Source organism: Arthrobacter sp. B2a2-09 (assembly GCF_027587375.1).
GTDB lineage: Bacteria > Actinomycetota > Actinomycetes > Actinomycetales > Micrococcaceae > Arthrobacter.
This window is the reverse complement of sequence record NZ_JAMXIC010000011.1, coordinates 119,376-134,524: the sequence shown is the minus strand read 5'-3', so window position 1 is coordinate 134,524 and position 15,149 is coordinate 119,376. Positions and strand designations below refer to the sequence as shown.

Sequence of the window (15,149 nt, the reverse complement as noted above, 5' to 3'; positions counted from 1 at the left end):
GCTGATGCCGGCCGTCACGTGGTGGAAGCGCTGTGGCTGAGCATTCGTCTGGCCTCCCGGCGTTGACGCTGCCGATCGGGGTCGGCGGTGGGCGAGGCCAGCACAAGTCTGCGAGTGTAGTTGCTCTCCGGCTCCTCGGTAACCTGCGCTGTCGGACCTGTTTCGACCAGCTCACCGCGGAACATTACGGCTATACGGTGGCTGATATGGCGCACGACGGAGAGGTCGTGGGTGATGAACAGGTAGGCAACCCCGGTTTCGCGCTGCAGATCGATGAGGAGGTCTAGAATCCGGGCCTGGGTAGTAAGGTCCAGTGCTGAAACGGGCTCGTCGCAGACGATCAGCCGGGGCTGCAACGCTAGCGCACGCGCAATGGCTATGCGCTGCCGTTGCCCCCCGCTGAATTCTCGTGGATAGCGGGCAGCTGAATCGGCCGGTAGTCCCACCTTGTCGAGGAGGGCCGTTACTGATCGTCGAGCATCGGCCGGCTTCTGCCCCTGAGCGATCAGGGGTTCGGAGAGGATGTCCGCTATTTGGAGTGCAGGGTTCAGTGAGGTGTAGGGGTCCTGGAACACAACCTGGATATCGCGGGCGAGTTTCCGGCGCTCTCGCTGGCTGGCTGCTGTGATGTCGTTTCCGTCAAAGGTGATTGACCCTGAAGTGGGGGCGGCCAGGCCGAGCACAGCTCGCCCAAGGGTGGTCTTGCCAGACCCGGACTCTCCCACTAGCCCGACTGTCTCTCCAGGGGCTATGTCCAGGGAGACGCCTCGGAGCACTTCCGGGGCAGCAGACCTGAACCCTCGTCCCGGATAGCTCAGCCGCAGCTTCGATACTTGTAATAAAGGGTTCACTTATGTTCCTTAACGCCGACCAGTTCAGGATCGGTCCGGACAGTAGCCTCGTCCAGGATCGAAGAGATCAGTTCCTGTGTGTAGGGGTGGGAGGGGTTACGGAAGATGGTCCTGACATGCCCTCCCTCGACAATCTCACCGTCACGCATTACGAGGACCCTGTCGCAAAGGTCGGCGACCACCCCGAAGTTGTGTGTGACAAGGAGGACCCCCATGCCAAGCTCACCCTGGAGATCGCGGAGCAGGTCGAGGATTTCCGCCTGCACGGTCACATCGAGAGCGGTGGTGGGTTCGTCGGCAATCAGCAGTTTAGGCCTCGGCGCAACTGCACCGGCGATGAGTACCCGCTGAGCCATCCCTCCGGATATTTGGTGCGGGTAGGACTTGAAGGTGCGCTCCGGGTCCGTGATTCCGACACGGGCCAGCAGGGCCAGTGCTGTTTCCTTGGCTTCCTTCTTGGACATCGATGCTCTGAGCCCTTCGACCAGTTGGCTGCCGATGGTGAAGGACGGGTCCAGGTTCGACATCGGTTCCTGTGGAATGTAGGAGATGACGCTGCCACGCATGCGCCGCAACAGCTTCCCATCCTGCTGGAGGAGTGAATCGCCGGCGAGGTTCATCACATCGGCGGAAACTTCGGCTTGTTTGGGAAGGAGCCCCAAAATTGAGAAAGCGGTCTGCGATTTGCCGGACCCCGATTCCCCGACAAGACCCACGATCTCGCCGGGACGGATGAACAGGGACGTTCCCTTTACAACCTCCTTGCGGGTCCCATCCAAATTCGGGTAGGAGACGCGAAGATTGCGCACCGAAAGCAACTCCGCACGAGCCGAAGCCGAAACCTCCGCTGACTGCGGGTGCGCCTCCAGAGGCTTAGTGACTTCAAGTTTGGCCGCGGATTGCTTCTTCTTTTGGCGGGGCGCCACCGCCTGCGGCCCAGCGAGTGCGTCCCGGTATGCATTGCCGAGCAGGACAAGCGCTGCGTTCATCAGGGCAAGGAACAGGGAAGGCCAGAGGAGCTGAAGGGGTGCCCTATAGATGTTCAGGAACGCGTCGCCGGTCATTGTCCCGAAGTTCGCGTCCTGACCTGAGCCGAAGCCAAGGAAAGCGAGACCGGCCTGAATGCCGATGGCGGCGGTGGCCATGAATGCCGCTGAAATGATGATCGGGCCTCGTACCACGTACAGCACGTGCCGGGACAGGATCCGCCGATTCGATAGTCCAGAGACTTTGGCGGCGTCGACGTACAGCTCATTCTTGACTCCGATGACGAGGTTTCTTACCAGCCAGAAGATGCCCGGCGATATGAAGATGCCAAAGAGCGCCATCATGGTCTGATACGTCCCGCCCGTGATGGGCTGCAGCACCATGATCAGGATCATGGCGGGAAATGTCATGAGGAGGCTGAATAGCCAGGCCAGCACGCCGTCCAGACGCTTTCCGATATAGCCGGAAATCAGGCCAAATATGCTGCCGATGGCCACTGCGACGCCGGAGCCGATCAGTGCGGAGATTACAGAAACGTTGATGGAGGCAAGAACGCGGGACCAGATGTCGCGGCCGTTCTGGTCCGCGCCAAGGAAATAACCCGGAGTTCCCGGGGGCGCGTTAATGGCTGAAAGTTCGGCGGTGTTCGGATCATGGCCTCGCAGCACCGGTTCCAGTATGCCCAGCATGACGATGCTGAGGAGAATGATGACTGAGAATAGCCCGAGCGGGGTGCTGATAATGCGACGGAAGGCACCTATCCGTTTGGGGGCGTTGGCGGCACCTACGTCTGTGGTCTGGCCGATGGAGGGTGTGGTCATGACATCCTGACTTTCGGGTTGAGCCACCCGCTGGCTATATCGATGACGAGATTCATGACGACAACGAGGCCGACGCCAAAAAGCGTTACACCGAGCATGGCGGGCAGGTCGAACTGCATGGTCGCGTTGAAGCCGTAGGTGCCGTAGCCGGGCAGGGCAAAGATTTTCTCGATGAACAGGGAGGCTCCAAACAGTGAGATGAACTGAAGCGAAAACGTTGTGAATCCTGGCCCGGACGCATTGCGCAGAGCGTGCTTGAGGAGAATGGACCTTTCCGATACTCCGCGGCTGCGCAGTGTCCGGACGTAATCCTTGCTCAGTTCGTCGACCAGCGAGCCCCGGATCTGGGCTGCGAGAGCCGCGATGCCTCCGATGGAGAGGATGATCGCGGGCAGAATCACTGATGCGAACCACTGCCCGGGTGAATGATCAAACGACGTATAACCTACCGCCGGAACCAGTTTCAGCGAGATGGCGAAAACGTAGACCATGGCAATGGCCAGAATGATCGCGGGGAAGACGAAAGTGATGGTCGAGATTCCCTGCAAGATAGCGTCAACAACGCCGCCCCGAGCGGCGCCGACAACGCCCAGCCAGATACTGACAGTCAACGTAATGGCAGCCGAGAGAAGCACAACGGAAAGAGTAACGGGGAGACGGCTGGCCAACGCGTGCACAACGGGCTCGCTGGTGTAGTATGACCTGCCCAGATCTCCCTGCAAAACGCCTGCAATCCAGGCGAAATACTGTTCCAGGATGGGACGGTTCAAGCCCAGCTGCCCGTTGAGGATGTCAATTTGTTCCTGGGACGCTGCAGGGCCGAGGATATTGCGGGCAACCGGAATGTTTGCGCCGTAGGTCAGGAAAAACGTGATGGCGGTAACGACGGTGATGAGGACAAGTCCGGCGCCGACGCGGCGGAGAAGAAATGGGATCACAGGATACTCCTTGTGATGCTGTGCGGGGCCTCGCCCGCACAGCATCAGTAGTCTCTAACTAATAGCGGTGCGGACTATTTGGAAACAGGCTTGAAAGGGAGGACGTTCTGTCCTCGTGCGACCGGCGGCGTGAATTCGATGCCCTTCTTGACCACGTAGACACCCTCACCTGCGATGATCGGCGCGTAAAATGCCTGCTCAACGAGGTACTTGTTGATCGCCTTGAATGCGCTGACCTGCTTCGCGTCAGGGGCGGCGTCCGCCGCTGCACGAAGAGCGTCAAGCTCCGGTGTTGTCGCATTGAACGGATTGAAGACACCTGTGAGGTTATTGTTCAGATCCAGCGCGTCGGACCCACTCAGACCGTTGAACATGAAGAACATGCCATACGACCGGCCAAGGACCTTGGCGTAGAAGTCCTGGAACGGTACCGATTCCCACTTCACCTTAATGCCGATGGCACCGAGCTGCTGGGATAGCACGGATTCGAAACGCAGAGAGATAGGGGTGCTCGGCATCGTCACTGCAAATCCGTTGGCGTATCCTGCCTCCGCCATGAGGGACTTGGCCTTATCTACGTCAAACGGGTACGCGCTCAGGAGGTCCTTGTCGAAAGTCTCTCCACTGGGGCTGACCATCTGATTCGTCGCGCCCCGTTCGGCGCCAATGAGCTTCTTCTGAATCGACTCGCGATCGATAGCAAGGTTAATGGCCTTACGCACGCGGACATCGGCCAGAGCCGGCACGACGCTTCCCGCACGGTCGACGATGAACAACCCACCGACGGCAGCGGGGGGAGTGGGGCCGCTGGAGAACTGGCTTTCGGGGTATTGTTTTGCTTCTTCTGCGCTTGAGACAGAAGTTGCGTCGAGCTGGCCGCTCAGCATCGCATTCTGCACGGCCGTTGCATCGGCGATAATCTTGGTTTCAACAGTCCCATAGGGGTACGCCCCTGCGTCCCAGTAGTCCGGGTTCTTGGTCAGCGTGTAGACCGAACCAGCTGTCGTCTTTGCCTTGTCGAGGACGTAGGCACCGGAACCTACGGGCTCCAGCTTTGAACTCTCAGCGGTGAGTACTGCGGGGGCTCCGACGGCACCGGCGACACTTGCTAGCACCGGGACTAGAGAAGCGTCGGGCCGAGACAAGCTGACCTTCACCGTGGAACTGTCCGTAGCTTCCACTGATGCGATCGAGGTCAGGTTAGCCTTCGTTGAGGCCCCTGCCATGGCCGCCCTGAGCGACGCAACAACAGCCTCGGCATTAACCGGGGTGCGGTCGGTGAACTTCATGCCATCCCTGATTGACAACGTTAGGGTCTTCTTGTCATCCGAGTACTCCCACTTCTTGGCGACTCCACCTTCAAGCTTCCCGTCCAAAGTCTGGTGAATCACAGTGTCATACACGGACAGGAAAAGTGTTGCGTCCCCGCCGGTCCAGTTGCCGATCGTGAAGTTTCCGGGCGGGGAAGCAGCAGCCAAATGAAGGGTCAGGTTCTGGGGTTCTTCACCGCCGGCCTGGGAGCCAGGGCTGCAACTGGCCAGAGCCAGCACGGTCGTCGCAACGGTGGCTACCGCTGCGAGTTTTCTAAGAATTTTTTGCACTGATGACTTCCTTGTCTTGGGGCGGGAACGTGTGGGCGTTGGAGTGGGTCTATGACTCGAGCGCCAACAACCACAACTCGAGCATGAGCCACATCACATCTAGTATCACGTGATATGGAGCGTACGGTATCACGCGTCACTAAGCTAGTGGCAAAATTGATCAATGTAAATAGGGGGCAGCGGGGCTCTCCTCTGATGGCTGCAACGAAACCCCCACTTCTATTGACACGTGATACTTGCGGTTCTATCTTTTAGGGAAGACATTTTGCCGAAACGTTTCAAAGGCAGTTCCCGGTCGTGGAAGATCACGACTGCATCCCAGCTTTGCTGAGAGGCGCTGACCCTGAATACCCCCCGGCACGACAAAGGAGTCCCCCTAATGAGTGAGCCCAACACTCACAATTCACTTCCCCTCAGTACGGCGTTCCCGCTTGCCGGGGCAGTGAGTGAAGTAGAAGCAGAGGAACTGACGGCAGCCCTTGGCTCGGACAACGACGGCAGGGGTCTTCCCCGGGTCAGTGGCCGGTGGATTCTGCTGCTGGTCCTGGCCGTATTCGGCGCATACATCGCCTTTGTTACACCCATCGCCATCTCTCTGGCCATCCGGGTCAAAGACCTGGCTCCTGACAACGAGGAGTACCTCGGCTTCATCCTTGGTGCAGGTTCGGTGGCAGCACTGATCTTTGGCCCCCTCGGCGGTCAACTCAGCGACCGCACCCGCACCCGGTGGGGCCGTCGCCGTCCCTGGCTGATCGGTGGGACCCTCCTAGGGCTGGTGGCACTGGCTACCATGGGAACAGCCCCATCGATCCTGGTCCTCGGCATCGGCTGGATCATCGCCCAGATCGGCTTCAGCCAGGTCCTGAACAACCTCACCACCATTCAGGCTGACCAGCTCCCTGAGTTCCAGCGCGGCAAGGTCGCAGGCTTGACAGGTTTCGCCTCCATGGCCGCACCTGTCTTTGGCGCCATCATCGGCGGAACGCTGGCGTCCCAGTCCTTGCTGCTGTTCCTGATTCCGGGCGCCGTCGCACTGGTATTGGTGCTGCTGTTTGTGATCCTCGTACATGAGGACGACAGCCGCCACAATACCTTCGACCAGCCCCTCACGGTCAAGACCGTTGTATCGAAATACCTATTCAACCCGCGCCGCCACCCGGATTTCTCCTGGAACTGGCTGGGACGGTTCCTGTTCTACTTTGGCCTCACGCTCAACACCACCTACACCGCGTTCTTTTTTGCTTCCCGGCTGGGCCTGCCTGTCACTGAGGTCGGCGGCATCGTGGCCATCGTCGGGCTGGTAGGTATTGTCGGCACCATGGGCGGCGCTCTCGCCAGTGGTTTCGTCTCAGACAAGTTGCAGCGGCGGAAGCCGTTCGTGCTCGCCGGCGGCGCACTGTTCGCCCTCGGCGCCGTCATCATGGCCTTCGCTCCCGACATGCCCTTCCTGATCGCGGGATCCTTTCTCACCAACCTGGGTATCGGTATCTTCTCCGCGGTGGATCAGGCCCTGCTGCTGGATGTACTGCCCGAGCGTGAAACAGATGCAGGCCGGTTCGTCAGCATCACTCAGTTCGCAACGACCATTCCGCAGGCCCTGGCCCCTATCGTTGCATCGCTGATACTGGCCCTTGGTACCTCGGCAGCGATGGAGAAGAATTACCCCCTTCTCTACATCGCCGGCGCCGTTTTCACCATTCTTGGCGGACTCGTCATCCTGCGGGTGAAGGCCGTCCGCTAACCCCCTACCGCCCGCCGACCCTCCGACAGTAACCGCAACAAGGGAAAGCAATGCCTCAAACACCCAAACCGCTAGTAATCCTCCAACCCGCCCCCCAGTTGCGCGATCGGATTTTCCGGGAAGAAACACTGGCTCGCCTCAACGAGGAATTCGATGTTCTGGACCTCGAGGCCACACCGTCCGGGGGATCATTCCGGGCAGCCCTGCCGGACGTCTTCGCCATTGTGGGACATCCCGAACTGCCGGCAGACACCATAAAGGTAGCGGAAAACCTCAAGGCCATCATCAACGTGGAAGGGAACTTCTTCCCCAACGTCGATTATGCTGCAGCGTTCCGGCAGGGAATCCGCGTGCTTGGCTGCGGACCGGCCTATTCCCAGGCCGTAGCCGAATACACTCTGGGCCTGGCCCTGGACCTCGCTCGGGGCATCAGCCGCGAAGACCGCGCAATGCGAGAGGGTACGGAGCGGTGGGTGGCCGGAAGCAACCACGATTCCGTTCTTCTCCGCAAAGCGAATGTTGGCTTTGTCGGCTACGGCAACCTCGGCCGTGCGCTGCATCGCCTCTTGAAGCCCTTCAACAACACCATCCGAGTCTACGACCCCTGGCTGCCTACCTCAGTTCTCGAGGATGCTGACCTGATTCCCGGCTCGCTGAAGGAAACGCTCGCCCAAAGCCAGTTCGTCTTCGTTTTCGCTACGGCAACGGCTGAAAACCTGCATTTCGTGAACGCTGAAGCCCTTGATCTCCTGCCCCCGGGCGCGCGCCTGATTCTTGTCAGCCGTGCCAACGTCGTTGACTATGACGCCTTACTGGAACGTCTCGCACAGGGAAAGATCTTCGCCGCCGTCGACGTGTGGCCGACTGAACCGTTGCCAGCAGACAGCCCCTTCCGAAACCAGGAAAACACCGTCCTCTCCGCGCACCGGGCGGGAGGAATTCCGGAGGCCTTCTACAGCATCGGCGACATGGTCTGCGACGACCTGGAACTTCTCAAAGCCGGCCTGCCGCCCTCGAGGCTGCAAATTGCCGCGCCCGAACTGGTGACCCGATACCGCAACAAGCCTGTCAGCTGACGAACACCGTCCCTGAACACTCCTCCACGCAACACCACTCTGGTCGGAAGGACATCCACCATGACTTTTGAACCCCAAAGCTCATTCATTAGCAGCAGCAGCGCCTCCAACGCAGGAGACCCAGCGGTCTACTTCCGCAGGGAGTTCGACGTCGACGATCGGCTGCAGCGGGCAACGCTGCGGATCACTGCGCTCGGCATCGTGGAGCCATACCTAAATGGCGGCCGCGTGGGCGATGAGGTGCTGGCACCAGGCTGGACCTCATACCGGCACCGGGTGATGGTCAGCAGCTACGACGTAACGGACCAGCTGGTGGCAGGGCAAAATGCCTTGGGCGCCATCGTGGGAGAGGGCTGGGCCGTCGGAGACCTGACTTGGGAAAAGAAGCGCCACAACTACGCCGACAGGCCGGCACTTTTCGCCCAGCTGGAGCTGGAATACGGGGACCGCACAGAAATCATCGCCACCGATGAGCAGTTCCGGGTAGGCGAGGGGGCAGTCCGCAAGAACGGCATCTACGCAGGCGAGACCTACGACGCCCGGCTGGAGCCGGACGGCTGGCACCAGGCAGGGTTCGACGACGGCGGATGGGCTTCAGCGCAGCTGTTTGACTGGAACCTGGAGACTCTGGAACTTCCCACCGCGCCGCCCATCCGACGGATTGAAGACATCGCCCCGATCGACATCCTGACCAGCCCGCAAGGCAAAACGATTGTCGACTTCGGACAGATTGTCTCCGGCTGGGTCCGGTTAGCCGTTGCCGGCGAAGCCGGCCGCACTGTAACGCTTCGCTACGCCGAGGTGCTTACCCCGGACGGTGAGCTGGAGACAGAAACCAACCGCGGTGCCGAGACCACGGACCGGTACACGCTCGGCGGAGGCGGGCTGGAAACCTGGGAACCCGGCTTCACGTTCCACGGGTTCCGCTTCGTCGAAGTGTCCGGGTGGCCGGGTGCACCGGAAAAGGACGCCTTTACGGCAGTCGTGGTCCATAGCGACATGCCCCGCACCGGCTGGTTCGAGACCTCGAACGAGCTTGTTAACCAGCTGCACAAGAATGTTGTCTGGTCGATGCGCGGCAACTTTGTTGGAGTGCCCACCGACTGCCCGCAACGCGACGAGAGGCTCGGTTGGGCAGGGGACCTCAACGTCTTTACGCCAACGGCAACCTACCTCTATGACGTGCGTGGCGTACTTGGGTCCTGGCTGCAGGACCTGGCCGCGGAGCAGGAGGAGACCGGCAGTGTTCCATGGGTTGTCCCGTACGTGGACGCCAATATGGTCCCCGTTCCGTCAAGCCCCACAGCGGTGTGGAGCGACGTCGCGGTCAGTCTCCCCTGGGCCCTGTACCAGGAGTACGGCGACCTGGACATACTTCGCCGCAGCTACGACTCCATGACAGCGTTCGTCCGGCAAGTAGAGCCGCTGCTCAATGTGAAAGGCCTATGGGACACAGGATTCCAGTTCGGTGACTGGCTCGATCCGGATGCCCCCGCCGACCGCCCATGGGACGGAAAGACTGATAATCACCTCATCGCCGCAGCCTACCTGTGCAAGACAACCCGCGAGATGGCCGAGACTTCACGTCTGCTTGGCGAAAAAGACGATGCCGCCCGGTTCCGCGCCTTGCACGAGAAGGTGCGTGGCGCATTCCGCGACGAGTACGTGTCGCGGAACGGTCGGGTCACCAATGAATCGGCGACCGCCTATGCCCTGGTCATCATGTTCGGCATCCTGGATGAGGACCAAAGGTGCAAGGCCGGTGATCGGCTCGCGCAGATCATCGAGAAGGCTGATTTCACGATCTCGACAGGTTTTGCCGGAACCCACGTCGTGACTCACGCGCTCAGCAGCACAGGGCATCTTGAGCAGGCCTACAAGCTCCTGCTCAACACCGCCCCTCCATCTTTCCTTTATCCGGTCACGATGGGTGCAACTACGATGTGGGAGCGCTGGGACTCTCTGCTCCCCGACGGCACGGTGCACGCAACAGGAATGACCTCACTGAACCACTACGCGCTTGGCGCCATTGGTGAGTGGCTGCAGCGCGTTGTCGGAGGGCTCAACCGGATCGAAGCCGGATGGACACGAATTCAAATCGCGCCCAAGCCAGGGGGCGGCATCACGTCCGCCAAAGCCGCGCATGAGACTCCAAGCGGGAGGGTCGAAGTCTCCTGGCATGTCGAGGACAACGAGATGAGCCTCGACCTTACCGTCCCACCCGGCACTTCAGCGGCCGTCATCCTTCCCCTGCACCCTGACAACGCCGAGCTCGAAGTGGGCCCCGGGCCGCACTCCTGGCGCTACACGCTTTCGGAAAAGTACGGTGCACCCATCGAATACACCATGGACACTGTCCTGGGCGAGATCTTCGCCAACGCAGAGGTATGGGCAGCGGTTCTGGATGTCTTCCGGGAGCACCTTCCAGGAGTGCCGCTCGACGCTGCCGCCACGCACCTGGCCGCCATGCCGCTCAGTGCAGTCGTGGAGCGGGCACCCGACACCAAGGAATTGGAACGCGACCTGCGGGATGTCCTCAGCCGCGCCAATTCATGATTCAACGGCAGGGAGAAAAAGTTTCATGGCGATTTTAGTATTTGGCTCGATAAACGAAGACGTGATCATTCCGTTGGAGCGGCGTCCCGCGGCTGGGGAAACCGTGCTCGGCTCAGAGGTGACTTTGGGCCAGGGTGGTAAAGGTGCAAACCAAGCAGCAGCAGCAGCGGCCGCCGCCGGCGTTGAAGTCCGGATGGTGGGTGCCGTGGGTGCCGATGGAGCAGGCAACCGGGCCCTTCAGGCGCTAACAGTCGCTGGTGTAGAGACAGATTTGGTCGCCACGCTGGAGGACGCACGCACAGGCACGGCGTACGTGCACGTCACTCCGGACGGAGAAAACTCGATTGTCGTCGTTCCGGGCGCCAACCATGCAGTGGACGGGACGCTGCTTGGGCAGCTGCAACCCGCACTGTCCGCATCCGATGTTGTCATTGTGCAGACGGAAATAGGTTCTGCGGGCGCTGACGCGGCGGCGGAGCTGGCGTCCGGCAACGGTGCCCGGCTGGTGTTGAATGCAGCACCGGTCATCCCGCTGACCAGGGAGACCTACAGCGCCTGTGACCCTTTGGTGGTGAACGAACACGAGGCCCGGGACATCGCTGGTATTGACCCCTTTGTTCAGGACCCAACAATCCTTGCTGAGGCTGTCAGGAGAGTTTCAGGGGCGCGGTCGGTGGTTGTGACACTCGGCGCGAAAGGGTGCATCGTCTTCGATGCCAACAAGCAATACCTTGTCCCGGGTGAGTCAGCACGCGTTGTGGACACCACCGGGGCAGGTGATGTCTTCGTGGGTACCCTCGCGGCACGCCTGGCTCTGGGGGACCAGCTGGAAAGGGCAGCAACGAGCGCCAATGCCGCTGGTGCCCGCGCCGTTACTTGGCAGGGAGCCCGCGAAGTCATCCCCGCCCACGCCACATCCCGAGGATCAACGTGCTGAAAACTATCCCCCCGGTAATTGGTCCCGACCTTCTCTGGGCCATCGCAGCCATGGGCCACGGAGACCAGTTGGTCATCGCGGACCGCAACTACCCCGCCCACTCAGGCCCGTCCCGAACCCTCGAAGCCCTCGGCGTCGACACCACGACCTTCATCGAAAGCCTTCTTCAGTTGTTTCCCGTGGACGATTTTGTTTCTCCCGAGGCGTTCGCCATGGTCCCCGACGAAGGGGCTGAAGAGGCGTATGAATCACACCGGTCCGCCACGCAATTGATCAGCAGGGCCGAGAACAGGCCGGTGGAGCTCGCCCGTGTCCCGCGAACCAAATTTTACGATCTCGCCCGTTCCTCCTTCGCTACCGTCATCACGAGCGACGCCCGCCCATACTCGTGCTTCATCCTGGTCAAAGGAGTCGTTCGCTCATGACAGCGCGCTTATCCAACCGTCCCGGCCAAACCTGGCTGGACACCTCCGGCAACCGCATCCAGGCCCACGGCGGCTCCATCCACTACGAAGACGGAGTCTTCTACTGGTATGGCGAGAACAAGGAGAAGACCACTCCTGGCAGCGGCAACCGGCACTGGGGTGTCCGCGCCTACTCCTCAACCGACCTTTATAACTGGGATGACCGCGGGTTGATCATCCCGCCGGTACTCGATGACCCGTCGTCGCCGCTGCATCCGGCACAGAAGATGGACCGTCCGCACATCCTTTTCAATGAGGCCACCGGCAAGTATGTCTGCTGGCTCAAGTTGATGGGGGAGGGGAGCCACGGCGCGCAGCGCTCCACGGTGCTCACCGCCGATTCGGTCCTGGGGCCCTACGAGATCGTGCGGGCCGGCCTCGAACCGCTCGGCATGAGCGCCGGCGACTTCGATCTCGTCATCGACCCCGTCACCAAGAAGGCGTACTACTACTTCGAGAAGGTCCACACCGAGCTGATCTGCGCAGAGCTGACGGACGACTACACCGACGTTACGGGGGAATTCTCCACCCACTTCCCGCACCCCGGCCCGCCATTTACCAGGGAGGCACCCGCCCATTTCGAACGGCACGGGGTGCACTACCTTGTCACTTCCGGCTCCACCGGGTACTTCCCGAACTTCTCCGAAGTGGCATCGGCGCCTGCCTATCACGGTCCCTGGACCGTTCTCGGCGACCCACATCCTGACGACCCCTCCCGGACGTCGTTCCGGTCGCAGATCAGCTGTGTGTTCAAGCATCCACACAAAAAGGACCTCTACATTGCCCTCGCCGACCGATGGCTGCCCCAGCTGCCGGAGAACATGCCAAACGTCTACGACGTCGTGGCGTCAATGACGCAGGATCGCAGGATTCCGGACGCGTCACCAACGAAAGCAAACGGCGGCAGCTCCAGCGGTGGCTCGCTGTCGGATGCCGGCGATGGCCGGGCGGCGATGGCCGCAGGACTGGGCGAGAACACCGCGATCGCCGACTACGTGTGGCTCCCTATCCGCTTTGCCGATGAGCACCCCGTTATCGATTGGCACGACGAATGGCGGGTTGAGGACTATGACTGAGGCTGCTAACAACCCCATCCACATAACAGCTCCGGCCAGCGCAACCGATACTCACACCCACCCTGGTCCGGGCGGGAACAACCACGACATTGACTGGTTCTTCAATGATCCCTACGTCGACGTCGACGAATGGCGCGACACCCCCGTTCGCCACCGCTACCTGCACGGGGGATTTGGTGGCACCGACACCCGGTTCTCCGTCTACCTGCCCCCGGCGGACCAGTACCAGGGGCGGTTCTTCCAACACGTCACACCAGTGCCCGACAGCGAGAACCTGGCGCAGCTGGACGCCGGACCACACAACAAGATTGCCTTCGCCATCGCCAGCGGCGCCTACTTCCTCGAAACCAACGGCGGTGGAACTGCCGGCAAACCAGGGACCGGGGTTGATCCCACCATCGCTGCCTACCGCGCCAACGCGGCCGCCGCCCAGCATTCAAGGGTTCTGGCAGCACAGGCTTTCGGGGACCACCGTCCCTACGGCTACGCCTTCGGGGGAAGCGGCGGCGGGTTCCGCACGATCGGCGGTGCAGAGAACACCGCCGGGGTCTGGGACGGCGTCGTGCCGTACGTGATCGGCTCCCCGATGGCCATTCCCAATGTTTTCACGATCCGCATGCACGCCCAGCGTATCCTTCGGGACGTTCTGGACCAGGTAGTGGATGCCGCGGAGCCGGGCGGCAGCGGCGACATGTTCGATGGACTGGATCCGGAGGAGCGGGAAGCGCTTCTTGAGGTCACCCGGATGGGATTCCCGCCCCGTTCCTGGTTTGGTCACCGCACCATGGGAATGCACGGCTTTTCAGCCCTATACGCCGGGGTGGCCATGGCGGACCCGGGCTACTTCGAGGATTTCTGGACACAACCTGGTTATCTCGGATTCGAACCGCCCCCTTCACTGATTCGTGACCGGGTACAGCACCGGTGCAGGATCGGTGCCCTGCTAACCGCAGCAGATCTGGCGGCGCAGGGTCAGGTGGTTCAGCCTCTGGCGGGGCAGTCCCAGGGCGGTGTGGATGATGCCTGGGTTGGATCAGCGGGCGGCAATGAGGTTCCTGTCGCAGTCCGGCTGGAGGGCGGTCCCGGGAAGGAACTCCTCGGCGCGGAGTTACTGGTCGCGTCAGGCGCGGCGAAGGGCGCCCGGATTGCATTGCTGACCGTGGCGGATGATCTCGCCGTCTTCGGACCAGTCGACACCGCGGTCCTCCGGCAGCTCCGGGCCGGCGATTTGGTGCAGGTGGACAACAGCGGGTTCCTGGCTTCCCAGACCTACCACCGGCACCAGATGCCTGGCGCGGACTATCCGGTTTGGGACCAGTTCCGGAACCCCGATGGATCGCCCAGATACCCGCAGCGGCCCATGCTTCTGGGGCCGCTCTTCGCAGCTGCAACCGCCGGGACGGTGCAGAACGGCTGTTTCGGCGGGAAGATGATCGTTGTCGAGTGCCTGCTGGACCGCGAGTCATTTCCTTGGCAGGCCGATTGGTACCGGACCAAAGTGCAAGAGCAGTTCGGGGAGCAAGCGGCAGACAGGTTCCGCCTGTGGTACGTGGACAATGCCCTGCACGGCGACAGCGAGGCGCAGGAGAGACCCACCCATACCGTCAGCTACCTCGGTGTCCTTGAGCAGGCACTGCTCGATCTCAGTGCCTGGGTTGAGCAGGGGGTGGAACCGCTGGCGTCCACGAGCTACGAGGTCATCGACGGCCAAGTGGTTGTCCCCCCGACGGCGGCACAACGGGGCGGCCCGCAGCCCGTGCTCTCCCTTCTCATTGACGGCCAGACGCGCGCTGACGTAGCCATCGGCGAAGAGGTCACCCTCATTGTTGCCGTTGAGCTGCCGGCACAGTCCGGCAGCATCACCGCCATCGAGTGGGATATGGACGGAAATGGGCACTTTCCTCATACGGAAGCTCTTGCGCCCGCTTCGGGGGTGGACACGTACCGGACGTGTTCGTTTGCAAGGCCAGGCACTTATTTCCCTGCCGTTCGGGTCACTTCACAACGCGACGCAAACGCTGGCACGCCATTCGGGCGCGTCCAGAACGTTGCCCGGGTCCGGGTGGTCGTCAGCTGACACCACCCCGGAATGGCTAACGAG

The 15,149-nt window shown here is 61.4% G+C and carries 11 protein-coding genes; 7 read left to right on the top strand and 4 right to left on the bottom strand.

Annotated elements, in window-relative coordinates; translation table 11 throughout:
• Window positions 1-14: 14 nt before the first annotated feature.
• The 4 genes from NFJ07_RS13730 to NFJ07_RS13715 form a co-directional block, all read right to left on the bottom strand.
• A complete protein-coding gene (locus tag NFJ07_RS13730) occupies window positions 15-851 on the bottom strand; it encodes an ATP-binding cassette domain-containing protein (RefSeq protein ID WP_269995123.1) in 837 nt (278 codons plus the stop codon).
• Window positions 848-2,659: a dipeptide/oligopeptide/nickel ABC transporter permease/ATP-binding protein gene (locus NFJ07_RS13725; protein WP_269995121.1), complete on the bottom strand. Its 1,812-nt coding sequence runs from the start codon at window positions 2,657-2,659 to the stop codon at window positions 848-850. Before NFJ07_RS13725 ends, NFJ07_RS13730 begins: the two co-directional genes overlap by 4 nt.
• A complete protein-coding gene (locus NFJ07_RS13720; protein WP_269995120.1) occupies window positions 2,656-3,597 on the bottom strand; it encodes an ABC transporter permease in 942 nt (313 codons plus the stop codon). Before NFJ07_RS13720 ends, NFJ07_RS13725 begins: the two co-directional genes overlap by 4 nt.
• Window positions 3,598-3,671: 74 nt before the next feature.
• Window positions 3,672-5,198: an ABC transporter substrate-binding protein gene (locus tag NFJ07_RS13715; protein ID WP_269995118.1), complete on the bottom strand. Its 1,527-nt coding sequence runs from the start codon at window positions 5,196-5,198 to the stop codon at window positions 3,672-3,674.
• A 379-nt stretch (window positions 5,199-5,577) separates the two neighbouring features.
• Between NFJ07_RS13715 and NFJ07_RS13710 the strand changes: the two genes are divergently transcribed.
• The 7 genes from NFJ07_RS13710 to NFJ07_RS13680 are packed head-to-tail and all read left to right on the top strand — an operon-like array spanning window position 5,578 to window position 15,125.
• Window positions 5,578-6,939 (top strand): MFS transporter, encoded by a 1,362-nt coding sequence (locus NFJ07_RS13710; RefSeq protein WP_269995116.1) that lies wholly within the window; start codon window positions 5,578-5,580, stop codon window positions 6,937-6,939.
• A 50-nt stretch (window positions 6,940-6,989) separates the two neighbouring features.
• Window positions 6,990-8,015, top strand: a complete 1,026-nt coding sequence (locus NFJ07_RS13705) for a hydroxyacid dehydrogenase (protein WP_269995113.1) — start codon at window positions 6,990-6,992, stop codon at window positions 8,013-8,015.
• A 60-nt stretch (window positions 8,016-8,075) separates the two neighbouring features.
• Window positions 8,076-10,571 carry a glycoside hydrolase family 78 protein gene (locus tag NFJ07_RS13700; protein ID WP_269995111.1) on the top strand — a complete coding sequence of 832 codons (2,496 nt, stop codon included), beginning with the start codon at window positions 8,076-8,078 and terminating at the stop codon, window positions 10,569-10,571.
• A gap of 25 nt (window positions 10,572-10,596) precedes the next feature.
• Window positions 10,597-11,508, top strand: coding sequence for a ribokinase (locus NFJ07_RS13695; protein ID WP_269995110.1), 912 nt, complete (start codon window positions 10,597-10,599; stop codon window positions 11,506-11,508).
• Window positions 11,502-11,933, top strand: a complete 432-nt coding sequence (locus NFJ07_RS13690; RefSeq protein WP_269995108.1) for an RbsD/FucU family protein — start codon at window positions 11,502-11,504, stop codon at window positions 11,931-11,933. Before NFJ07_RS13695 ends, NFJ07_RS13690 begins: the two co-directional genes overlap by 7 nt.
• Window positions 11,930-13,048, top strand: a complete 1,119-nt coding sequence (locus tag NFJ07_RS13685) for a family 43 glycosylhydrolase (RefSeq protein ID WP_269995106.1) — start codon at window positions 11,930-11,932, stop codon at window positions 13,046-13,048. The genes NFJ07_RS13690 and NFJ07_RS13685 overlap by 4 nt, the downstream gene beginning before the upstream one ends.
• Window positions 13,041-15,125 (top strand): hypothetical protein, encoded by a 2,085-nt coding sequence (locus tag NFJ07_RS13680; RefSeq protein WP_269995104.1) that lies wholly within the window; start codon window positions 13,041-13,043, stop codon window positions 15,123-15,125. Before NFJ07_RS13685 ends, NFJ07_RS13680 begins: the two co-directional genes overlap by 8 nt.
• Window positions 15,126-15,149 lie beyond the last annotated feature (24 nt).